Annotated in this window: 19 protein-coding genes and 1 pseudogene; 12 read left to right on the forward strand and 8 right to left on the reverse strand. The window is 66.0% G+C overall.

Annotation, left to right across the window (positions count from 1 at the left end; translation table 11 throughout):
- Window positions 1–46: 46 nt before the first annotated feature.
- A complete protein-coding gene (locus V9K84_RS21715) occupies window positions 47–382 on the reverse strand; it encodes a DOPA 4,5-dioxygenase family protein (protein WP_043862256.1) in 336 nt (111 codons plus the stop codon).
- 78 nt (window positions 383–460) lie between these two features.
- Between V9K84_RS21715 and V9K84_RS21720 the strand changes: the two genes are divergently transcribed.
- A complete protein-coding gene (locus V9K84_RS21720) occupies window positions 461–982 on the forward strand; it encodes an NAD(P)H-binding protein (protein WP_058541986.1) in 522 nt (173 codons plus the stop codon).
- Between the two features lie 60 nt (window positions 983–1,042).
- Window positions 1,043–2,614 carry a SulP family inorganic anion transporter gene (locus tag V9K84_RS21725; protein ID WP_088514204.1) on the forward strand — a complete coding sequence of 524 codons (1,572 nt, stop codon included), beginning with the start codon at window positions 1,043–1,045 and terminating at the stop codon, window positions 2,612–2,614.
- A 69-nt stretch (window positions 2,615–2,683) separates the two neighbouring features.
- Here V9K84_RS21725 and aroE read toward each other — a convergent pair whose 3' ends face one another.
- Together aroE and hemF are read right to left on the reverse strand one after the other, a co-directional pair.
- Window positions 2,684–3,511 (reverse strand): shikimate dehydrogenase, encoded by an 828-nt coding sequence (gene aroE / locus V9K84_RS21730; protein ID WP_043862253.1) that lies wholly within the window; start codon window positions 3,509–3,511, stop codon window positions 2,684–2,686.
- Window positions 3,512–3,563: 52 nt separating this feature from the next.
- Window positions 3,564–4,490: an oxygen-dependent coproporphyrinogen oxidase gene (hemF, locus tag V9K84_RS21735; protein WP_088514203.1), complete on the reverse strand. Its 927-nt coding sequence runs from the start codon at window positions 4,488–4,490 to the stop codon at window positions 3,564–3,566.
- 155 nt (window positions 4,491–4,645) lie between these two features.
- Here hemF and V9K84_RS21740 point away from each other — a divergent pair, with 155 nt between their 5' ends.
- Window positions 4,646–5,623: an NADPH:quinone reductase gene (locus V9K84_RS21740; protein WP_088514202.1), complete on the forward strand. Its 978-nt coding sequence runs from the start codon at window positions 4,646–4,648 to the stop codon at window positions 5,621–5,623.
- Between the two features lie 84 nt (window positions 5,624–5,707).
- Here the strand turns inward: V9K84_RS21740 and V9K84_RS21745 are convergent, their stop codons facing one another.
- Together V9K84_RS21745 and dprA are read right to left on the reverse strand one after the other, a co-directional pair.
- On the reverse strand, window positions 5,708–6,265 hold the full coding sequence (locus tag V9K84_RS21745) for an L-threonylcarbamoyladenylate synthase (RefSeq protein WP_043862251.1): 558 nt from the start codon (window positions 6,263–6,265) through the stop codon (window positions 5,708–5,710).
- A gap of 39 nt (window positions 6,266–6,304) precedes the next feature.
- Window positions 6,305–7,402: a DNA-processing protein DprA gene (dprA, locus tag V9K84_RS21750; RefSeq protein WP_088514201.1), complete on the reverse strand. Its 1,098-nt coding sequence runs from the start codon at window positions 7,400–7,402 to the stop codon at window positions 6,305–6,307.
- A 209-nt stretch (window positions 7,403–7,611) separates the two neighbouring features.
- Here dprA and def point away from each other — a divergent pair, with 209 nt between their 5' ends.
- The 5 genes from def to V9K84_RS21775 are packed head-to-tail and all read left to right on the forward strand — an operon-like array spanning window position 7,612 to window position 12,132.
- Complete coding sequence (def, locus tag V9K84_RS21755) at window positions 7,612–8,118, forward strand: peptide deformylase (RefSeq protein WP_043862249.1); 507 nt, start codon at window positions 7,612–7,614, stop codon at window positions 8,116–8,118.
- 57 nt (window positions 8,119–8,175) lie between these two features.
- On the forward strand, window positions 8,176–9,108 hold the full coding sequence (gene fmt / locus V9K84_RS21760) for a methionyl-tRNA formyltransferase (protein WP_088514200.1): 933 nt from the start codon (window positions 8,176–8,178) through the stop codon (window positions 9,106–9,108).
- On the forward strand, window positions 9,105–10,418 hold the full coding sequence (gene rsmB, locus V9K84_RS21765) for a 16S rRNA (cytosine(967)-C(5))-methyltransferase RsmB (RefSeq protein WP_058541981.1): 1,314 nt from the start codon (window positions 9,105–9,107) through the stop codon (window positions 10,416–10,418). The genes fmt and rsmB overlap by 4 nt, the downstream gene beginning before the upstream one ends.
- A gap of 19 nt (window positions 10,419–10,437) precedes the next feature.
- Window positions 10,438–11,811 carry a Trk system potassium transporter TrkA gene (gene trkA, locus V9K84_RS21770; RefSeq protein ID WP_043862246.1) on the forward strand — a complete coding sequence of 458 codons (1,374 nt, stop codon included), beginning with the start codon at window positions 10,438–10,440 and terminating at the stop codon, window positions 11,809–11,811.
- A gap of 12 nt (window positions 11,812–11,823) precedes the next feature.
- A complete protein-coding gene (locus V9K84_RS21775; RefSeq protein ID WP_088514199.1) occupies window positions 11,824–12,132 on the forward strand; it encodes a tetratricopeptide repeat protein in 309 nt (102 codons plus the stop codon).
- An 81-nt stretch (window positions 12,133–12,213) separates the two neighbouring features.
- Here the strand turns inward: V9K84_RS21775 and V9K84_RS21780 are convergent, their stop codons facing one another.
- Window positions 12,214–13,101 (reverse strand): lysophospholipid acyltransferase, encoded by an 888-nt coding sequence (locus tag V9K84_RS21780; protein WP_054916050.1) that lies wholly within the window; start codon window positions 13,099–13,101, stop codon window positions 12,214–12,216.
- Window positions 13,102–13,140: 39 nt separating this feature from the next.
- A complete protein-coding gene (locus tag V9K84_RS21785) occupies window positions 13,141–13,692 on the reverse strand; it encodes a DNA-3-methyladenine glycosylase I (protein WP_043862243.1) in 552 nt (183 codons plus the stop codon).
- Window positions 13,693–13,773: 81 nt separating this feature from the next.
- Between V9K84_RS21785 and glyQ the strand changes: the two genes are divergently transcribed.
- The 4 genes and pseudogenes from glyQ (at window position 13,774) to V9K84_RS21805 (ending at window position 18,115) form a co-directional block, all read left to right on the forward strand.
- On the forward strand, window positions 13,774–14,727 hold the full coding sequence (glyQ, locus tag V9K84_RS21790; RefSeq protein WP_043862242.1) for a glycine--tRNA ligase subunit alpha: 954 nt from the start codon (window positions 13,774–13,776) through the stop codon (window positions 14,725–14,727).
- Entirely contained in the window at window positions 14,724–16,778 is a 2,055-nt protein-coding gene (gene glyS, locus V9K84_RS21795; protein ID WP_043862241.1) for a glycine--tRNA ligase subunit beta, read from the forward strand. The genes glyQ and glyS overlap by 4 nt, the downstream gene beginning before the upstream one ends.
- Window positions 16,779–16,781: 3 nt before the next feature.
- Window positions 16,782–17,324, forward strand: coding sequence for a D-glycero-beta-D-manno-heptose 1,7-bisphosphate 7-phosphatase (gene gmhB, locus V9K84_RS21800; RefSeq protein WP_043862240.1), 543 nt, complete (start codon window positions 16,782–16,784; stop codon window positions 17,322–17,324).
- A gap of 21 nt (window positions 17,325–17,345) precedes the next feature.
- Window positions 17,346–18,115 (forward strand): annotated as a pseudogene (locus V9K84_RS21805) (lysophospholipid acyltransferase family protein).
- Between the two features lie 179 nt (window positions 18,116–18,294).
- On the opposite strand, the gene V9K84_RS21810 reads toward V9K84_RS21805, so the two are convergent.
- The gene (locus V9K84_RS21810) at window positions 18,295–19,917 is read right to left on the reverse strand and encodes an MFS transporter (protein ID WP_043862238.1); all 1,623 of its coding nucleotides are present in this window, start codon (window positions 19,915–19,917) and stop codon (window positions 18,295–18,297) included.
- Window positions 19,918–20,000: the final 83 nt, after the last annotated feature.

Genomic DNA, 20,000 nt, shown 5'->3' on the forward strand with positions numbered 1-20,000 from the left:
CAGTCCTGTAGGAGCCGGCCTTGCCGGCGAAAGCCTCACCGCCGCTTCAGGCCCCTTCGAACATCGAAAGATCCAGCGGCCGCACGGCCCCCATCCAGATCGCATGGTCCCGATGATCGGCCAGCTCATCGCCGGTCAGCGGATGCAGAAATACCACCAGCCCCTTGCGGTACAACGCCAGCCACGGCAGCACCACGCCCACCATCTCCGGCCCGAATGCCAGCTGGCAGCTCCAGTCCGGGTGCGGCCCCACCGGTTTCTGATGCATGCGCCCCATGCTCACGCCAAACAGCGTGGCGGCTTCCTCGCACAGCGCCCGCGCCTGCTCCATCGTACCGGCGTCGTAATACACATGGGCGTGATACCCCTTTATCCGTTGCACGCTGCCTCCTGAATTCGACCGAACCCCCAGGTGCTCCCGCAGGTCCAAAGGCCATCAGGATACCCCCGGAGCGCTATCGTGAAAAACGCCGAAACACCTGTCTTCAAACTGATCCTGCTCGGCGGCCAGTGCACCCTGGGTGATGCGCTGGTAAGCGAACTGCTGCAGCGCCAGCACGAGGTGACCCTGATCCTCGACGACCTCAACCAGCCCCAGGCGCGCCCCGGCCTGCACGTCAAGAACGGCGGCCTGGCCAGCGCAGACCAGGCCGAACAGAGCATCGCCGGCGGTTCGGCCGTGGTGTGCCTGCTCGACGGCCTGGCGCCCGGCGACTTCTCGCGCCAGGGGCTGATGACCCAGGCCCTGCTCGCGGGCATGGCCCGCACGCCCCTGCGTCGCATCGTGCTGGTGGGCCAGTTTGGCGGCGGCGCGGCGCCGCTGGCGGAGTTGTTGCAGGCCGGCGGCCTGCGCTGGACGTTGGTCAACACGCCACTGAGCGAGCACCCGGACAGCCTGGCAGGCATCGCTGCGGGCATTGCCGACCTGCTGGACCTGAACCTGCATGTTGGCGAACAGGTGAATTTCATCGAGGCCCCCTGACTTGCACCGGGCCGCCATAGCCTGCACCCTGAGCCTTCACCGCACTGCATAGAGAGCTTCATGGCCTGGCTAGAGCGCCACCGTCTGTTTCCCTTTCTCGCCTGGTTGCCTCGGCAAACCCGTGCCAGCGTGCGGCGCGACCTGCTGGTGGGGCTCAGCGGGGCGATCCTGGCCCTGCCGCAGTCGATCGCCTATGCGCTGATCGCCGGCCTGCCCGCCGAGTACGGGCTGTACGCGGCCATCGTGCCGGTGCTGATCGCGTGCCTGTGGGGCTCGTCGTGGCACCTGATCTGCGGGCCCACCGCTGCCATCTCCATCGTGCTCTACGCCAGCATCAGCCCCGTGGCGGTGCCCGGCAGCGACGACTACATCCGCCTGATCCTGCTGCTGACCTTCCTGGCCGGGGTGTTCCAGTGGCTGCTGGGCATGCTGCGCTTCGGCGCGCTGGTGAATTTCGTCTCGCACTCGGTGGTGCTCGGCTTCACCCTCGGCGCTGCAGTGGTGATCGCCCTGGGCCAGGTGCCGAACCTGCTGGGGCTCGACCTCGCCAGCCAGGCCACCGCCCTCAGAACCCTGCAAGGCCTGCTGCAGCATGCCGGCGACATCGACTGGCCATCGCTGCTGCTGGGGCTGGGCACCTTGCTGCTGGGGCTGTCGATCAAGCTCGCACGGCCGCGCTGGCCGGCGCTGTTGATCAGCCTTGCCGGCGCCAGCCTGCTGGTGTGGCTGTGGCCGGCACTGTTCGGCCATGTGGCGCTGGTGCCGGCGTTCATTGGCCGGCTGCCACCGCTGAGCCCGCTGCCGCTGCTGGACCTGGAGCTGATCCTGCGCCTGCTGCCCAGTGCCGTGGCGGTGGGCATGCTGGGGCTGGTCACCAGCCTGTCGATTGCGCGCTCGCTGTCGATCCGCTCCGAACAGCTGATCGACGCCAACCAGGAGATCCGCGCCCAGGGCCTGTCCAACCTGGGCGGTGCGTGGTTCTCCGGCTACCTGTCGTCGGGCTCGTTCACCCGTTCCGGGCTCAGCTATGAGGCCGGGGCGCAGTCACCGCTGGCGGGGGTGTTCTCGGCCCTGTGGGTGGCGCTGTTCGCCGTGGCGGGCGCCAGCCTGATCGCGCACATCCCGATCCCGGCGATGGCCGGCAGCATCCTGCTGATCTGCTGGGGGCTGGTGGATTACCGTGCGATTCGGGCGCTGTACCGGGTCAGCCGGCCGGAGTTTCTGGTGATGCTGCTGACCTGCGTCGCCACCTTGCTGCTGGAACTGCAGACGGCGATTTATGCCGGGGTGCTGGCGTCGCTGTTCTTCTACCTCAAGCGCACTTCGCAGCCACGGGTACAGCAGTCGCGCGAAGGCGAGGCGGATGTGCTGCGGGTGTTCGGCTCGATCTTCTTCGGCGCCAGCCATTATCTGCAGGTGCGCCTGCAGCGGTGCCAGGCACCGGTGGTGGTGATCGATGCGCGGCAGATCAACTTCATCGATTACTCGGGGGTGGAAATGCTGCACCAGGAGGCGCGGCGGCTGCGCCGGCAGGGGCGTCAGCTGGTGCTGCGGCGGGCGAGGGGGCTGGTGGTGGAGGAGTTGCAGAAGCTGGAAGGGGCGGCTGATTGCCCGGTCCAGTTTGAGGATTGAGTTGCGCCCTTCGCCGGCAAGGCCGGCGCCTACAGGGGCCGGCCTTGCCGGCGAAGGCAGCGCCGCGTTCTAGCCCCGCGCCAGCTGCCGGCGCAGCTCATCGAGCACCGGCCCGGTGTCCGGGCGCACCCCGCGCCAGATGAAGAACGCCTCCGCCGCCTGCTCAGCCAGCATTCCCAGCCCGTCCAGCACCTTGGCCGCCCCGTGCTCGGTGGCCCAGCGACAGAACGGCGTGGGCTCCTTGGCATACATCATGTCGTAGCACACGGTCACGCCCGGTTCGATCAGGCTCGCGGCAATCGGCGGCATCTCGCCGGCCAGGCTCGCCGAGGTGGCATTGATGATCAGGTCCACCGGCTCTTCCAGCCAGCTGAAGCCGCTGGCGGCCACCGGCCCCAGGTCGTCGAACTCGCGGGCCAGCTGCTCGGCCTTTTCTACCGTACGGTTGGCAATCACCAGCGACGCAGGCTCATGCGCCAGCAACGGCTCGAGCACCCCGCGCACCGCGCCGCCGGCCCCCAGCAGCAGGATGCGCTTGCCCTTGAGCTCGACCCCGGCATTCACCGTGAGGTCGCGCACCAGGCCGGCACCGTCGGTGTTGTCGCCCTGCAGGCTGCCGTCGGGCAGCCGGGTCAGCGTGTTCACCGCCCCGGCTCGCCAGGCGCGTGCGGTCAGGCCGTCACCCACCAGGCGGTAGGCTTCCTCCTTGAAGGGCACGGTGACGTTGGCGCCACTGCCCTGCTTGAAGAAGCCCAGCGCGCACATGCTGAAGTCGTCCAGCGGCGCCAGCAGGGTGTTGTACTCCAGCTGCTGGCCGGTCTGGTCGGCGAACAGCCGGTGAATCAGCGGCGACTTGCTGTGGCCGATCGGGTTGCCGAATACAACGTACTGGTCCATGACGCGTTTCCTGAGTCCGCCCGGCGAATCGGGCACGTTATCCACAATGGGTTCAGTGACCGGCCTTGTCCAGGCCCAGCCAGTCGCGGTCCTGCAGGAAGTACTCGGTCAGGCGTGCTTCTTCGCTGCCCGGCGCAGCCTTCCAGTCATAGCCCCAGCGCACCTGCGGCGGCAGCGACATCAGGATCGACTCGGTACGGCCGCCCGATTGCAGGCCGAACAGGGTGCCACGGTCGTACACCAGGTTGAATTCCACGTAGCGCCCGCGGCGGAACTCCTGGAATTCACGCTGCTGGGTGGTGTACGGCTGCGCCTTGCGCCGCTGCACGATGGGCAGGTAGGCCTCGACGTAGGCATCGCCGATGGCGCGGATGAAGGCGAAGCAGGTGTCGAAGTCCCACTCGTTCAGGTCGTCGAAGAACAAGCCGCCGATGCCCCGCGGCTCGCCCCGGTGCTTGAGGTGGAAGTAGCGGTCGCACCAGGCCTTGTAGCGCGGGTACACATCGGCGCCGAACGGTGCGCAGGCCTGCTCGGCCACGCGGTGCCAGTGGATGCAGTCTTCTTCGTGGGCGTAGTAGGGCGTGAGGTCGAAGCCGCCGCCGAACCACCATACCGCCTCTTCACCTTCCTTCTCGGCAATGAAGAAGCGCACGTTGGCGTGGGAGGTCGGTACATGGGGGTTGTGCGGATGGATCACCAGCGACACCCCCAGCGCCTCGAAACCACGGCCAGCAAGTTCGGGGCGGTGCGCGCTGGCAGACGGCGGCAGGCCGCTGCCGAACACGTGCGAGAAGTTGACCCCGCCTTTTTCGATGACGTTGCCTTCGCCGATCACCCGCGTGCGCCCACCGCCACCGGCTTCGCGTACCCAGGCGTCCTCGACGAAGCGGGCGCCGCCGTCTTCGCTTTCCAGGGCGGCGCAAATCCGGTCTTGCAGGTCGAGCAGGTAGGCCTTCACGGCCTCGGTGCGGGTAGTCATCAGGTCACCTTGGAAACGGGCTAGGGCAGGGCCAGGCGGGGGCCGGCGCTGAATTCGGCGCGTAGCATACCACCGGCGGCAGGCCACCCGCAGTTGACGGCGATCAAGCAAAGGCGTCCGATAGGGGTTTTCCCGGATCCAGCAGGAGAGTGCAGATGGCCAAGCGTATCCAGTTCAGCCAGCATGGCGGCCCCGAGGTATTGACCCTGGTCGACTTCGAACCCGCCGCGCCCGGCCCGCAACAGGTCCGCGTGCGCAACCACGCCATTGGTCTGAACTTCATCGAAACCTATTTCCGCAGCGGGCTGTACGCGCCGCCGGCACTGCCCTCGGGCCTGGGCACCGAAGCTGCCGGCGTGGTCGAGGCGGTGGGCGAGGGCGTGACGCGGATCAAGGTGGGCGATCGGGTGGCCTACGCTGGCGGTCCGCTGGGTGCCTACAGCGAGGTGCACACGCTGCCTGAGGCCAACCTGGTGAAGCTGCCCGAGAGCATCAGCTTCGAGCAGGCCGCCGCGGTGATGCTCAAGGGCCTGACCGTGCAGTACCTGCTGCGCCAGACCTACGCGCTGCAGGCCGGCCAGACGGTGCTGTTCCATGCCGCCGCCGGTGGGGTGGGTTCGCTGGCCTGCCAGTGGGCCAAGGCCCTGGGCGTGAAGCTGATCGGTACCGTGAGCTCGCCGGAGAAGGCGGCGCGGGCCAAGGCCCTGGGTGCATGGGAAACCATCGACTACAGCCGTGAAGACGTGGCGCAGCGCGTGCTGGAGCTGACCGGCGGCAAGAAGTGCCCGGTGGTGTACGACGGCGTGGGCCAGGACACCTGGCTGACCTCGCTGGACTGCCTGGCGCCGCGCGGGCTGATGGTGAGCTTCGGCAATGCGTCGGGCGCGGTGAGCGGAGTCAACCTGGGGATCCTGGCGCAGAAGGGCTCGCTGTATGTGACCCGGCCGACGCTGGCCAGCTATGCCAACAATGCCGAGAACACCCAGGCGATGGCCGACGAGCTGTTCGAAATGATCGCCAGCGGCAAGCTGGCTGTGGATATCCAGCAGCGCTATCCGCTGGCCGAGGCGGCCAAGGCTCAGGCAGAGCTGTCGGCGCGGCGGACGGTGGGGTCTACGGTGTTGTTGCCCTGAATCGGCGCTGAATGCTTCGCCGGCAAGGCCGGCTCCTACAGACGTTGGCGCGCCTGTAGGAGCCGGCCTTGCCGGCGAATGGGGTCACCCCGCTCTCACCACCTGCCCCGTGGCCAGGTCGCGAATCACGCTCGGGTTGCGCCGCCCGCCCAGGCTGCCGCCCAGGATCACATCCAGCTGCCCGTGGAAGTACTGTTCCACGCGCAGGCGCGAGCGCGCTGCCGGCCGGCCCTGCGGGTTGGCCGAGGTCGACACCAGCGGGCCCACCAGCGAACACAGGTCGCGCACCACCGGGTGGTCGCTGACCCGCAGCGCCACGGTGTCATGCACGCCGGTGATCCATTCCGGCAACATGCCCTGGTGCGGCACCAGCCAGGTATTGGGCCCCGGCCAGGTGCTGGCCATGCGGTCCAGCCACAGCTCGGGGAAGTCCTCGAACAAGAAGTCGAACTGGCGGATGTTGTCCGCAATCAGGATCAGCCCCTTGTTCACCGAGCGGGACTTGAGCGCCAGCAGGCGGTCCACCGCCTCCTCGTTCCACGGGTCACAGCCCAGGCCCCAGACCGCCTCGGTCGGATAGGCCAGTACCGCACCCGCCCGAATTTCCCGCGCGGCTTGTTGCACACGCCAACTGTTCACCATCGTTGTCACTCCGCGTTCAAAGGCTGGTACGCAGTGTACTTAGCCCGGCCGGGCAAACCAACGCCCCGCGTCACTGCACACACGCCCGTCCAGCTCCAGTTCGGTGAGCGTGGCCAGCACCTGGGGCAGGGCCTGACCGCTGGCCAGCGCCAACGCCTCGGTGGTGTGCGGCGCCGCCAGCAGCAATCCCAGCAGCTGGTGCACCACCGGCTCGGGGGCGGCCGACGGAAGGTTCTGCCAGCCACGCAAACTTTCCAGAATCTGCTCTATGCTCTCCACCAGCATCGCGCCATCACGTATCAATTGATGGCAACCCCTGGCCCCCGGATGGTAGATGGAGCCAGGAATCGCGTACACCTCGCGCCCCTGTTCGGCCGCCAGGCGCGCGGTGATCAGCGAACCGCTGGCCAGGCTGGCCTCCACCACCAGCACGCCGAGCGACAGCCCGCTGATGATGCGATTGCGCCGCGGGAAGTTGGCCGCCACCGGTCCGGCATCCAGCGGGAACTCCGAGACCACTGCGCTACCGCGCTCGGCCATGGCCTGCGCGAGGGCATGATGTCGCTGTGGATAAAGTTTTTGCAGGCCGGTGCCGAGCACGCCGATAGTGCGTCCGCCAGCATCCATTGCAGCCTGGTGAGCGGCACCGTCGACCCCCAGCGCCAGGCCGCTGGTAATCACGAAACCGGCCTGGGCCAGTTGCCTGGAAAACGCGGCCGCGGTGTCCAGGGCCGGGCGTGAAGCACGCCGGCTGCCGACGATGGCCAGCTGCGGCTGCTCCAGAATCGTCGGGTCGCCGGCAATGAACAGAAGGGGCGGGGCATCGCAAAGCTCGGCCAGCAAGCCAGGGTAGGTGGGGGCGTCCCACATCAGCAAATACTGCCCGGGCCGCTCTAGCCAGGCCATTGCAGCCGCTGCGCCGGCGTAAGCCTCGGCACTGTGGCGGGCCGTTATGCTGGCCGGGCTGCGGCCCAGCGCCCGCCATTGTGTGGCGGGCGCATCAAGCGCGGCGGCCGCGCTGCCAAAGGCTTCCAGCAACAGGCCAAAGCCCTTTGGCCCGATATCGGGAAGGCGGTGCAGGCGCAGACGTGCCTCGAGTTCAACCGGCGAGCACGCCGCAACAGGCGGGAGGGGCATCGGATCATCCTTGATCGAAGGCGGGTCAGCCACGCGTGAAAACCTGTGGATAACTCTGTTGATAATAGTTTGACAACTCGCCGCCCGGTGCGGGCCGCCAGTCGCCTTCAAAACCCTAGCCGACCTTGAGAAGGGTGCCGAACGCGCCGAATACCTTTATTATGTGCATTCATGTTTGCAACCCATCGCACAGTGCAGCTCATACGCTTATGGCCATCTTGAACATCCTCGAATTCCCGGACCCGCGCCTGCGCACCATCGCCAAACCGGTGACGGAAGTGGACGACAGCATCCGTCAGTTGATCGATGACATGTTTGAAACCATGTACGAAGCCCCTGGCATCGGCCTGGCCGCCACCCAGATCAACGTGCACAAGCGCGTGGTGGTCATGGACCTGAGCGAAGACCGCAGCGAACCGCGGGTCTTCATCAACCCCGAGCTGGAAATGCTCACCGACGACATGGACCAGTATCAGGAAGGCTGCCTGTCGGTACCCGGCTTCTACGAGAACGTCGACCGCCCGGTGAAGGTCAGGGTCAAGGCCCTGGATCGCGACGGCAAGCCCTTCGAACTGATCGCCGAAGGCCTGCTGGCCGTGTGCATCCAGCACGAATGCGACCACCTCAACGGCAAGCTGTTCGTCGACTACCTGTCGAACCTCAAGCGCGACCGCATCAAGAAGAAACTGGAAAAGCAGCACCGCCAGAACGCTTGATCCCTCATTCCAGAAGGCTTGCTCCGGCAAGCCTTTTTCTTTTTAAGCGAGAACTGCATGCGCATCGTCTTCGCGGGCACCCCCGAGTTTGCCGCCGAACACCTCAAGGCCCTGCTGGCCAGCCCCCATGAAATCGTCGCGGTCTACACCCAGCCAGACCGCCCGGCCGGCCGTGGCCAGAAGCTGATGCCCAGCCCGGTCAAGCAGCTGGCTGTGGATAACGCCATCTCGGTGCTGCAACCGCCGACGCTGCGCAGCCCCGAGGCGCAGGCCGAGCTGGCCGCACTCAAGCCCGACCTGATGGTGGTGGTGGCCTACGGCCTGATCCTGCCCCAGGCGGTGCTGGATATTCCGCGCCTGGGCTGCATCAACAGCCACGCCTCGTTGCTGCCACGCTGGCGCGGCGCCGCGCCGATCCAGCGCGCGGTGCAGGCCGGCGACGCCGAAAGCGGCGTGACGGTCATGCGCATGGAGGCCGGCCTGGACACCGGGCCGATGCTGCTCAAGGTCAGCACCCCGATCAGCGCCAGCGACACCGGCGGCAGCCTGCACGATCGCCTGGCCGAACTGGGCCCGCCCGCGGTGCTGCAGGCCATCGACGGCCTGGGCGCGGGCACCCTGCACGGCGAAGTGCAGGACGACGCGCTGGCCACGTATGCCCACAAGCTGAACAAGGACGAGGCGCGTCTGGACTGGTCGCGCCCCGCCGAGGAACTGGAGCGCCTGATCCGCGCCTTCAACCCGTGGCCGATCTGCCACAGCACCCTGGGCGGCGAAACCCTCAAGGTGCTGGGTGCGCGCCTGGCCGATGGCAAGGGCACGCCGGGCGAGATCCTGTCTGCCAGCAAGGACGGCCTGATCGTGGCCTGCGGCGAGCAGGCGCTGTGCCTGACCCGCCTGCAACTGCCCGGCGGCAAGGCGCTGAACTTCAGCGACCTGTACAACAGCCGCCGCGAAAAATTCGCCAGCGGCACGGTGCTGGGCCAATGAACCCGCGTCTGGCCGCCGCCCGCGCCCTGGCCGCCGTGCTCAGCGGCAAGGCCTCGCTCAACAGTTCGCTGCCCGCCCAGCTGGACAAGGTCGAGGCCCGCGATCGCGGCCTCACCCAGGACCTGGCCTTCGGTACAGCACGCTGGCAGCCACGCCTGTCGGCACTGGCCGAGCGCCTGCTGCAAAAGCCGTTCAAGGCCGCCGACGCGGATGTCGAGGCGTTGCTGCTGGTGGGCCTCTACCAGCTGCTGTACACCCGCGTGCCGGCCCACGCCGCCATCGGCGAAACGGTCGGGTGCGCCGACAAGCTGAAAAAGCCCTGGGCCAAGGCCCTGCTCAATGCCGTGCTGCGCCGCGCCCAGCGCGAGAGCAGCGAGATGCTTGCCGAACTCGAACGCGACCCGGTGGTGCGCACCGCGCACCCGCGCTGGCTGCAGAAGTCGCTCAAGGCGTTCTGGCCCGAGCAGTGGGAAGCCATCTGCGCCGCCAACAATGCCCACCCGCCGATGATCCTGCGGGTCAACCGCCGCCACCACAGCCGCGATGCCTACCTGGGCCTGCTGCGCGAAGCCGGCATCGATGCCGCGCCGTGCACGTACAGCCGTGACGGTATCCTGCTCGCCGAGGCCTGCGACGTGCGCGGTTTGCCGGGCTTCGAACAGGGCTGGATCAGCGTGCAGGACGAAGCCGCGCAGCTGGCCGCCGACCTGCTCGACCTGGCGCCCGGCCAGCGCGTGCTCGACGCCTGCTGCGCCCCCGGCGGCAAGACCTGCCACCTGCTCGAGGCGCATGCCGGGCTGGAGGCGGTGGTGGCCATCGACCTGGAAGCCAAGCGCCTGACCCGCGTGCGTGAAAACCTCGACCGCCTGGGCCTGGAGGCCCAGTTGATCGCCTGCGATGCCCGCGACACCGCCAGCTGGTGGGACGGCAAGACCTTCCAGCGCATCCTGCTGGACGCCCCTTGCTCGGCCACCGGTGTGATCCGTCGCCACCCGGACATCAAGCTGACCCGCCAGGCCGATGACATCGCTGCCCTGGCCAGCCTGCAGGGCGAGTTGCTCGACGCGCTGTGGCCAACCCTCGAAGTGGGCGGCATCCTGCTCTACGCCACCTGCTCGACCCTGCCGACCGAGAACACCGAAGTGATCGAGGCGTTCCTGGCCCGCACGCCGGGCGCGCGCGAGCTGGACCTGGCCACCGAGGCCGGCATCCGCCAGCCCCATGGCCGGCAGTTGCTCGCGCAGGAAGGCGGCCACGATGGCTTCTACTATGCCAAGCTGATCAAGATCGCCGCCGTTCGCGGACACTAACCAGCACAAGGGAGAGCGGATGAAGATCATCATCCTGGGCGCGGGGCAGGTCGGCGGCACGCTGGCCGAGCACCTGGCCAGCGAAGCCAACGACATCACCGTGGTCGACACCGATGGCGACCGCCTGCGCGATCTGGGCGATCGCCTCGACATCCGCACCGTGCAGGGCCGCGCCTCGCTGCCGACGGTGCTGCGCCAGGCCGGTGCGGATGATGCCGACATGCTGGTGGCGGTGACCAACAGCGACGAGACCAACATGGTCGCCTGCCAGGTGGCCTACACCCTGTTCCACACCCCGACCAAGATTGCCCGGGTTCGCGAGTCGGCGTATCTGACCCGCAGCGGCCTGTTCAACAACGAGGCGATCCCGGTCGACGTGCTGATCAGCCCCGAACAGGTGGTCACCCATTACATCAAGCGCCTGATCGAGCACCCCGGCGCCCTGCAGGTGATCGACTTCGCCGAGGGCAAGGTCCAGCTGGTGGCGGTCAAGGCCTACTACGGCGGCCCGCTGGTGGGCCAGCAGCTGCGCCAGATCCGCGAGCACATGCCCAACGTGGACACCCGCGTGGCGGCGATCTTCCGTCGCGACCGGCCGATCAAGCCACAGGGCGACACGGTGATCGAGGCCGACGACGAGGTGTTCTTCATCGCCGCCAAAAACCACATCCGCGCAGTGATGGGCGAGCTGCGCCGCATCGACGAAACCAACAAGCGCGTGGTGATTGCCGGCGGCGGGCAGATCGGCGAACGCCTGGCCGAGGCCATCGAGAGCCGCTACCAGGTCAAGATCATCGAGATGAACGCGGCCCGTTGCCGCTATCTGTCCGACACCCTCGACAGCACGGTGGTGCTGCAGGGCAGCGCCTCGGACCGCGACTTGATGCTGGAAGAGAACATCGCCGACGCCGACATCTTCCTGGCCCTGACCAACGATGACGAAGCCAACATCATGTCCTCGCTACTGGCCAAGCGCCTGGGCGCGAAGAAGGTGATGACCATCATCAACAACCCGGCCTATGTCGACCTGGTGCAGGGCGGCGAGATCGACATCGCCATCAGCCCGCAGCAGGCCACCATCGGCACCTTGCTGGCCCACGTGCGCCGCGGTGACATCGTCAGCGTGCACTCGCTGCGCCGTGGCGCGGCCGAAGCCATCGAGGCCATTGCCCACGGCGATTCGAAGTCGAGCAAGGTGATCGGCAAGGCCATCGAGGACATCGCGCTGCCGCCGGGCACCACCATCGGTGCGATCATCCGCGACGAGCAGGTGCTGATCGCCCACGACGACACGGTGATCGAGTCCGGCGACCACGTGATCCTGTTCGTTGTGGATAAAAAGTACATCCGCGACGTGGAGAAGCTGTTCCACGTGGGCCTGAGCTTCTTCTAGGGAGAAACCGGAATGCGCGAATCACTGGAAAAGATGCTGGCCAAGGGTGTGGATAACTCGCTGCTGCGCTTCGGCCTGGGCAAGGCCTGGCTGGATGAGGGCAACGGCGCAGAGGCCGCGCTGCACCTGCGCCGCTGCGTGGAGTTCGACCCCAAGTACTCGGCGGCGTGGAAGCTGCTGGGCAAGGCGTATCAGGTGCAGGGCGACGTGGCCGGCGCGCGCCAGGCCTGGACCGAAGGGCTGGCTGCAGCGCAGGCGCATGGGGACAAGCAGGCGGAGAAGGAGATGACGGTGTTTCTCAGGAAGCTCGACAAGGCCTGAGCGCGCGTCGCTTCATTCGCCGGCAATGCCGGCTCCTACGCAAATCGCCTGTAGGAGCCGGCATTGCCGGCGAAGGGGCACTCAGTACCAGCGCGTCTCGCCCGGCGGGCGCTTCTTGAAGCGCTTCATGCTCCACATGTACTGGCTTGGATACGCCCGTACATAACGCTCCACCACCTTGCTCATGGCCGCCGCCGAGGTCTCCACGTCGGTGCTGTACATCGCATCCGGCGCCGCTTCCAGGATCACCTTGAAGCCCGAACCGTCCGGCAGGCGCAACGCATGCAGGAACACCCCCACCGCCTTGCCACCGGCCAGCATGTTCGGCACGAACTTGCTGGTCAGTGCCTTGGTGGCAAAGAACGGCACGAACACCCCCGCCGATTCCGCCGGCTCCGGGTCGGCCGGAATGCCCACCTGGCCGCCCTTGCGCACTTCCTTGATGATGCTGAGGATGCCTTCCTTGGTCGACGCCGCCACGCGGTTGCCCAGTTGCACGCGCTGTTCGCGCAGCAGGTCATCCACCGCCTTGAGCTTGGGCGGGCGGTAGAAGATGATCGGCTTGCACTGGCTGCAATAGAAGTGGTTGAGCACTTCCCAGTTGCCCAGGTGGCTGGTGATGCCCACCACGCCCTTGCCCGACGCCAGTGCCTCGTGCAGCACCTCCAGGCCCTCGACCTCGCGCACCAGGTCGATGGAGCGCTGCGCCGGCCAGATCCACGCACAGGCGCTTTCGGTGAACGACTTGCCGATGTCCATCAGCGTGCGGCCCACAAGGCGCTCGCGTTCGGCCGGGTCCATCTCGGGGAAACACTTGGCCAGGTTGATGCGCACCACGTTGCGCGAGCTGTTGGGCACCTTCCACATGATCCAGCCGATGGCCGCGCCAACCCGCTGCACCGCGCCCCAGGGCAACTTGGCAAACAATCGCAACGCCCCGACCATCAAGGCGCCCTTGAACTTATCCACAGGCAGGTTCCTCCTTCTGCAAGCCGCGCATTGTAACCGTCAGCGGCGCAGGGCGGCGTAACGATCGCAATCGGTGGTGTGATCCATGACCATGCCAGTGGCCTGCATGAAGGCATAGCAGATGGTCGGCCCGACAAAGGTGAAGCCGGCCTTCTTCAGGGCCTTGCTCATGGCCGTGGCCTCGTCGGTCACGGCCGGCACCTCGTTGCGCTGGCTAAAATGATTGATTTTCGGCACCCCGCCGACGAACGACCAGAGCCACTGCGCCGGCTCGTCCAGCGCCAGCCAGGCCCTGGCGTTGCGCCGCGCGGCGTTGAGCTTGAGGCGGTTGCGGATGATGCCGGGGTCGAGCATGCGCTCCTCGATCTCGGCATCGGTCATCTGCGCCAGGCGCTGCGGGTCGAAGCCGAACAGCACCTCACGGTAGCGCTCGCGCTTCTTCAGCACCGTGATCCACGACAACCCGGCCTGAAAGCCTTCGAGCAGCAGCATTTCGAACAGCGCGCCAGGCTCGCGCTGGGGCGTGCCCCACTCGCTGTCGTGGTAGGCCTGGTACAACGGATCATCGGTACACCAAAAGCAGCGTGGCATAAGGCTCCAAGGGTAGAGGCGGGGGCGAATCGGGTTATACTCCCGCTCTTTATATTCGCAGCCCTGGAAAAGGTGAATTTCGTGAGCCAGCCTACGCCAGCCGTGCGTACCTTCCAAGACCTGATCCTCGCCCTGCAGCAGTACTGGGCCGAGCAAGGTTGTGTGGTACTTCAGCCCTACGATATGGAAGTAGGCGCCGGCACTTTTCATACCGCCACCTTCCTGCGCGCCATCGGCCCGGAAACCTGGAACGCCGCTTATGTGCAGCCCAGTCGTCGCCCGACTGACGGCCGCTACGGCGAAAACCCCAACCGCCTGCAGCACTACTATCAGTTCCAGGTGGTCCTGAAGCCGAACCCGGACAACTTCCAGGAACTGTATCTGGGCTCGCTCAAGCACGTGGGCCTGGACCCGCTGGTGCACGACATCCGCTTCGTCGAAGACAACTGGGAGTCGCCGACCCTGGGCGCCTGGGGCCTGGGCTGGGAAGTCTGGCTCAACGGTATGGAAGTGACCCAGTTCACCTACTTCCAGCAGGCCGGCGGCATCGAGTGCTACCCGGTCACCGGCGAGATCACCTACGGTCTGGAGCGCCTGGCCATGTACCTGCAGGGCGTGGACTCGGTCTACGACCTGGTATGGGCCGACGGCCCGTTCGGCAAGGTGACCTACGGCGACGTGTTCCACCAGAACGAGGTGGAGCAGTCCACCTACAACTTCGAGCACGCCAACGTCGACAAGCTGTTCGAACTGTTCGACTTCTACGAGAGCGAGGCCAAGCGCCTGATCGAACTGGACCAGCCGCTGCCGCTGCCAAGCTATGAAATGGTGCTCAAGGCCTCGCACACCTTCAACCTGCTGGATGCACGCCGCGCCATCTCGGTGACCGCGCGTCAGCAGTACATCCTGCGCGTGCGCACCCTGGCGCGTGCCGTGGCCCAGGCCTACCTGCTGGCCCGTGCCAAGCTGGGCTTCCCGATGGCGACCCCGGACCTGCGTGACGAAGTATTGGCCAAGCTGGAGGCTGCACAATGAGTGCTCAAGATTTCCTGGTAGAACTGGGCACCGAAGAGCTGCCACCCAAGGCCCTGAACACCCTGGCCGAAGCCTTCCTGGCCGGCATCGACAAGGGCCTGCAAGCGGCCGGCCTGAGCTTCGAGAGCAAGACCGTGTACGCCGCGCCACGTCGCCTGGCGGTGCTGATCACCGCCCTGGCCACCCAGCAGCCGGACCGCAGCGTCAACCTCGACGGCCCGCCACGCCAGGCCGCGTTCGACGCCGACGGCAACCCGACCCAGGCCGCCCTGGGTTTTGCCAAGAAGTGCGGCGTGGACCTCAGTGAAATCGACCAGAGCGGGCCGAAGCTGCGCTACAGCCAGAACATCGTCGGCAAGCCGACCGCCAGCCTGCTGCCGACCATCGTCGAAGACTCGCTCAACGACCTGCCGATTCCCAAGCGCATGCGCTGGGGTGCACGCAAGGAAGAGTTCGTACGTCCGACCCAGTGGCTGGTGATGCTGCTCGGTGACCAGGTCATCGATTGCACCATCCTCGCCCAGAAGGCCGGCCGCGACTCGCGTGGCCACCGCTTCCACCACCCTGAAGCCGTGCGCATCACCTCGCCTGCCAACTACCTGGCCGACCTGCGCGCTGCCTATGTGCTGGCCGACGCCAACGAGCGCCGCGAGCTGATCAGCAAACGCACCGCCGAACTGGCCACCCTGCAGGAAGGCACCGCGATCGTGCCGCCGGCCCTGCTTGACGAAGTGACCGCGCTGGTCGAATGGCCGGTGCCGCTGGTGTGCTCGTTCGAGGAGCGTTTCCTCGAGGTGCCGCAGGAAGCCCTGATCACCACCATGCAGGACAACCAGAAGTACTTCTGCCTGCTGGACGTGGACGGCAAGCTGCTGCCGCGCTTCATCACCGTGGCCAACATCGAGAGCCGCGATCCGAAGCAGATCATCGAAGGCAACGAGAAGGTCGTGCGCCCGCGCCTGACCGACGCCGAGTTCTTCTTCAAGCAGGACAAGAAGCAGAAGCTCGAAAGCTTCAACGAGCGCCTGCAGAACGTGGTGTTCCAGGCACAGCTGGGCAGCGTGTTCGACAAGGCCGAGCGCGTGGCCAAGCTGGCTGCGTTCATTGCCCAGCGCATCGGCGGCGACGCCCAGCGCGCGGCGCGTGCCGGCCTGCTGTCCAAGTGCGACCTGGCCACCGAGATGGTTGGCGAGTTCCCTGAAATGCAGGGCGTTGCCGGCTACTACTACGCCCTCAACGACGGCGAGCCCGAAGACGTCGCCCTGGCCCTGAACGAGCAGTACATGCCGCGCGGTGCCGGTGCCGAACTGCCCTCGACCCTGACCGGTGCGGCCGTGGCCATCGCCGACAAGCTCGACACCCTGGTCGGCATCTTCGGCATCGGCATGCTGCCAACCGGCAGCAAGGACCCCTATGCCCTGCGCCGCGCCGCCCTGGGCGTGCTGCGTATCCTGATCGAGAAGCAGCTGGACCTGGACCTGAACGAGGCGGTGAACGTCGCCGTCGCCCAGTTCGGTGCCAAGGTCAAGGCTGCCGGCCTGAGCGAGCAGGTGCTGGAATTCGTCTTCGACCGCCTGCGTGCGCGTTACGAAGATGAAGGCATCGACGTGGCCACCTACCTCTCGGTACGTGCGCTCAAGCCAGGCTCGGCACTGGACTTCGACCAGCGCGTGCAAGCCGTGCAGGCGTTCCGCAAGCTGCCGGAAGCCGCAGCCCTGGCTGCGGTGAACAAGCGTGTGTCCAACCTGCTGAGCAAGGCCGAAGGTTCGGTGGCGACCTCGGTAGAGCCCAAGTACTTCGACAACGCCAACGAGTTCTCGCTGTACTCGGCCATTCAACAGGCCGATCAGGCGGTACAACCGATGGCCGCTGCGCGTCAGTACAGCGAGTCGCTGGCGCGCCTGGCCGCGCTGCGCGAGCCGGTGGATGCGTTCTTCGAGGCGGTGATGGTCAACGCCGACGACGCCAACGTGCGAGCCAACCGTTATGCCCTGCTCAGCCGCCTGCGCGGCCTGTTCCTGGGCGTGGCCGACATCTCGCTGCTGGGGTAGGACGTGAAGCTGCTGATTCTCGATCGGGACGGGGTGATCAACCAGGACTCCGACGCCTACATCAAGTCGCTGGACGAGTGGATTCCCATCCCGGGTTCGATCGAGGCCATTGCGCAGCTGAGCAAGGCCGGCTGGACGGTGGCGGTGGCCACCAACCAGTCGGGCATCGCCCGTGGCTATTACAGCCTGGCCACCCTCGACGCCATGCACGCGCGCCTGCGCGAGCTGGTGGCGGCGCAGGGCGGCGAGGTGGGCCTGATCGTCTATTGCCCGCATGGCCCGGACGACGGCTGCGATTGCCGCAAGCCCAGGCCGGGCATGCTGCGCACCATTGCCAACCATTACGCGGTCGACCTGGCCGGGGTGTGGTTCGTGGGTGACAGCAAGGGTGACCTGGAAGCCGCGCGCGCCGTCGATGCACAACCGGTTCTGGTAAGGACCGGCAAAGGCGAGCAGACCCTGAGCAAGGGTGTGCCCGAGGCAACGCTGATTTTCGATGACCTGGCGTCGATCGCCAGTGCACTTATCCACACACAGGCGGGTTAGCCCGCAACGGTACATTCCGCTATGTCGATCCTGCAGGCGATCAGAATTTTTCTTTTTTACCTGCTGCTGGGTACCAGCTCGTTGCTGTGGTGCACCCTGAGCTTCTTTATCGCGCCGTTCCTTTCGTTCCGCGCCCGTTACCGCTTCATCAATGTGTACTGGTGCCGTTTTGCGCTGGTGCTGGTGCGTGTTTTCCTGAACATTCGGGTGAACGTCACCGGGGCCGAGAACATTCCGGCGCAACCCTGCGTGATCCTCTCCAATCACCAGAGCACCTGGGAGACGTTTTTCCTCTCCGCCTATTTCCAGCCCTTGAGCCAGGTGCTCAAGCGCGAACTGCTGTACGTGCCGTTCTTCGGCTGGGCCATGGCCATGCTGCGGCCCATCGCCATCGACCGCGACAATCCCAAGGCTGCGCTCAAGCAGGTGGCCACCGAAGGCGACAAGCTGCTCAAGGACGGTGTGTGGGTGCTGATCTTCCCGGAGGGTACCCGCGTGCCGTTCGGCAAGATCGGCAAGTTCTCCCGTGGCGGTACCGCGCTGGCGGTTAATGCCAACCTGCCGGTGCTGCCGATCGCGCACAACGCCGGCAAGTACTGGCCCAAGGAAGGCTGGGCAAGCGCGCCGGCACCATCGAGGTGGTGATCGGCGAGCCTATGTATGCCGAAGGCACCGGGCCACGCGCCATCGCAGCGCTCAACGACCGTGCGGCGGCATGGAACGAGCAGACCCAGCGCGACCTCGGTTCGCTGCCGGCGCACGCCCCCGACGACGCCCAGCCGGTGACCTGACCGTTCTGTGGATAACGTGTGTACAGTATTTGGATTTCTTTCAGAAAAATTCGCTAACCTTATGATTTAACTGCTTATTTCTCTGTATGACTGTTTTGCGAAAATCGTGCATAAGTTTTTTCGCGCGATAAAAAAACCGGCTTTTAGGCCGGTTTTTTTGTGGATTACTTAAGTCCCTTTCACACCTTGTCCAGGTCCACCTTGTTGGTCTCCTTCAGGCAGAAGATCCCCACCACCAGGCTCACCCCGGTAATCAGCACCGGGTACCACAGCCCGTAGAAGATATCCCCGGTATACACCACCAGCGCGAACGATACCGTCGGCAGGAAGCCGCCGAACCAGCCATTGCCGATGTGATACGGCAGCGACATCGAGGTGTAGCGGATGCGCGTGGGGAACAGCTCCACCATCACCGCCGCCAGCGGACCATAGGTCATGGTCGCGATCAGGATCATCACCACGATCAGCAGCACCACCATCGGCTGGTTCACGTTGGCCGGGTCTGCCTTGGCCGGGTAGCCAGCCTTTTCGATGGCCGCACGCATGGCCGCTTCGTCGAAGCCGTCGATACGCTGCTCGCCGATGGTCACCACCACCTCGGTACCGGCAGGCACCGATTGCGAGCTGTACGGCAGGCCCTGCTTGACCAGGAAGGTCTTGACCTTGTCGCAGGTGCTGTCGAAACGTGCCTTGCCCACCGGGTCGAACTGGAAGGTGCAGCCCTGCGGGTCGGCCATCACCACGATCGGCGCCTGGCGGCTGGCCGCGTCGATCTGCGGGTTGGCGTAGTGGCTCAGGCCCTTGAACAGCGGGAAGTACAGCACGGTGGCCAGCAGCAGGCCGAGCATCAGGATCGGCTTGCGCCCGATCCGGTCCGACAGCCAGCCGAAGAACACGAAGAACGGCGCGCCGATCACCACGCTGATGATCAGCAGGGTATTGGCCTGGGCCGGGTCCATCTTGAGCATCTGGGTCATGAAGAACAGCACGTAGAACTGCGCGGTGTAGAAGGTCACCGCCTGGCCGGCGTTGATGCTGAACAGTGCGGTGAGCACGATCTTGAGGTTGGCCCACGAGCCGAACGACTCACGAATCGGCGACTTGCTGGTCTTGCCCTGGGCTTTCATTTTCACGAAGGCCGGCGACTCGTGCATGCTCATGCGGATCCAGGTGGAGATACCCAGCAGCACGATCGACAGCAAAAACGGCAGGCGCCAGCCCCATACCTCGAACTGGTCGCCCGTGAGGTAACGGCTGCCCAGCACCACCAGCAGCGAAAGCAGCAGGCCGAGGGTAGCGGTGGACTGGATGAACCCGGTGTGAAAGCCGCGCTTGCCGGGCGGCGCGTGCTCGGCCACATAGGTGGCCGCGCCGCCGTATTCGCCGCCCAGGGCCAGGCCCTGGAGCATGCGCAGCACCACCAGGATGATCGGCGCGGCAATGCCGATGCTGGCGTAGTTGGGCAGCAGGCCCACCGCAAAGGTCGACAGGCCCATCAGCACGATGGTGACCAGGAAGGTGTATTTGCGCCCGATCATGTCGCCCAGGCGCCCGAACACCAGAGCGCCGAAGGGCCTTACCAGAAACCCGGCAGAGAACGCCATCAGCGCGAAGATGAACGCCGTGGTGTCGTTGACCCCGGCGAAGAACTGCTTGCTGATGACGACCGCCAGCGCCCCATAGAGAAAAAAGTCATACCACTCGAAAACCGTCCCGAGGGATGACGCGAAAATGATCTTGCGTTCTTCGCGGCGGCTGTTGCCCGCGGCTGCAGCGCCCTGCTGTTGAAGAGTGTCCGACATCGTGCTGTCCTCGGCCCTTGCGGGCACAGTGATTCTTGTTGTTGTTCCACTGTCGTCGCCGGCCGACTGCTGCCGACGTCACT

It is taken from the genome of Pseudomonas sp. AE27, assembly GCF_037113495.1.
Taxonomy (GTDB): Bacteria; Pseudomonadota; Gammaproteobacteria; order Pseudomonadales; family Pseudomonadaceae; genus Aquipseudomonas; species Aquipseudomonas palmensis.

Excerpts from the sequence above, each read along its gene's own strand:
- V9K84_RS21745 (WP_043862251.1), bottom strand. The coding sequence starts at position 6,265 with ATGGTGAACAGTTGGCGTGTGCAACAAGCCGCGCGGGAAATTCGGGCG.
- hemF (WP_088514203.1), bottom strand. The coding sequence starts at position 4,490 with ATGACTACCCGCACCGAGGCCGTGAAGGCCTACCTGCTCGACCTGCAA.
- trkA (WP_043862246.1), top strand. The coding sequence starts at position 10,438 with ATGAAGATCATCATCCTGGGCGCGGGGCAGGTCGGCGGCACGCTGGCC.
- dprA (WP_088514201.1), bottom strand. The coding sequence starts at position 7,402 with ATGCCCCTCCCGCCTGTTGCGGCGTGCTCGCCGGTTGAACTCGAGGCA.
- V9K84_RS21810 (WP_043862238.1), bottom strand. The coding sequence starts at position 19,917 with ATGTCGGACACTCTTCAACAGCAGGGCGCTGCAGCCGCGGGCAACAGC.
- V9K84_RS21740 (WP_088514202.1), top strand. The coding sequence starts at position 4,646 with ATGGCCAAGCGTATCCAGTTCAGCCAGCATGGCGGCCCCGAGGTATTG.
- V9K84_RS21785 (WP_043862243.1), bottom strand. The coding sequence starts at position 13,692 with ATGCCACGCTGCTTTTGGTGTACCGATGATCCGTTGTACCAGGCCTAC.
- fmt (WP_088514200.1), top strand. The coding sequence starts at position 8,176 with ATGCGCATCGTCTTCGCGGGCACCCCCGAGTTTGCCGCCGAACACCTC.
- rsmB (WP_058541981.1), top strand. The coding sequence starts at position 9,105 with ATGAACCCGCGTCTGGCCGCCGCCCGCGCCCTGGCCGCCGTGCTCAGC.
- aroE (WP_043862253.1), bottom strand. The coding sequence starts at position 3,511 with ATGGACCAGTACGTTGTATTCGGCAACCCGATCGGCCACAGCAAGTCG.
- V9K84_RS21775 (WP_088514199.1), top strand. The coding sequence starts at position 11,824 with ATGCGCGAATCACTGGAAAAGATGCTGGCCAAGGGTGTGGATAACTCG.
- glyS (WP_043862241.1), top strand. The coding sequence starts at position 14,724 with ATGAGTGCTCAAGATTTCCTGGTAGAACTGGGCACCGAAGAGCTGCCA.
- def (WP_043862249.1), top strand. The coding sequence starts at position 7,612 with ATGGCCATCTTGAACATCCTCGAATTCCCGGACCCGCGCCTGCGCACC.
- V9K84_RS21725 (WP_088514204.1), top strand. The coding sequence starts at position 1,043 with ATGGCCTGGCTAGAGCGCCACCGTCTGTTTCCCTTTCTCGCCTGGTTG.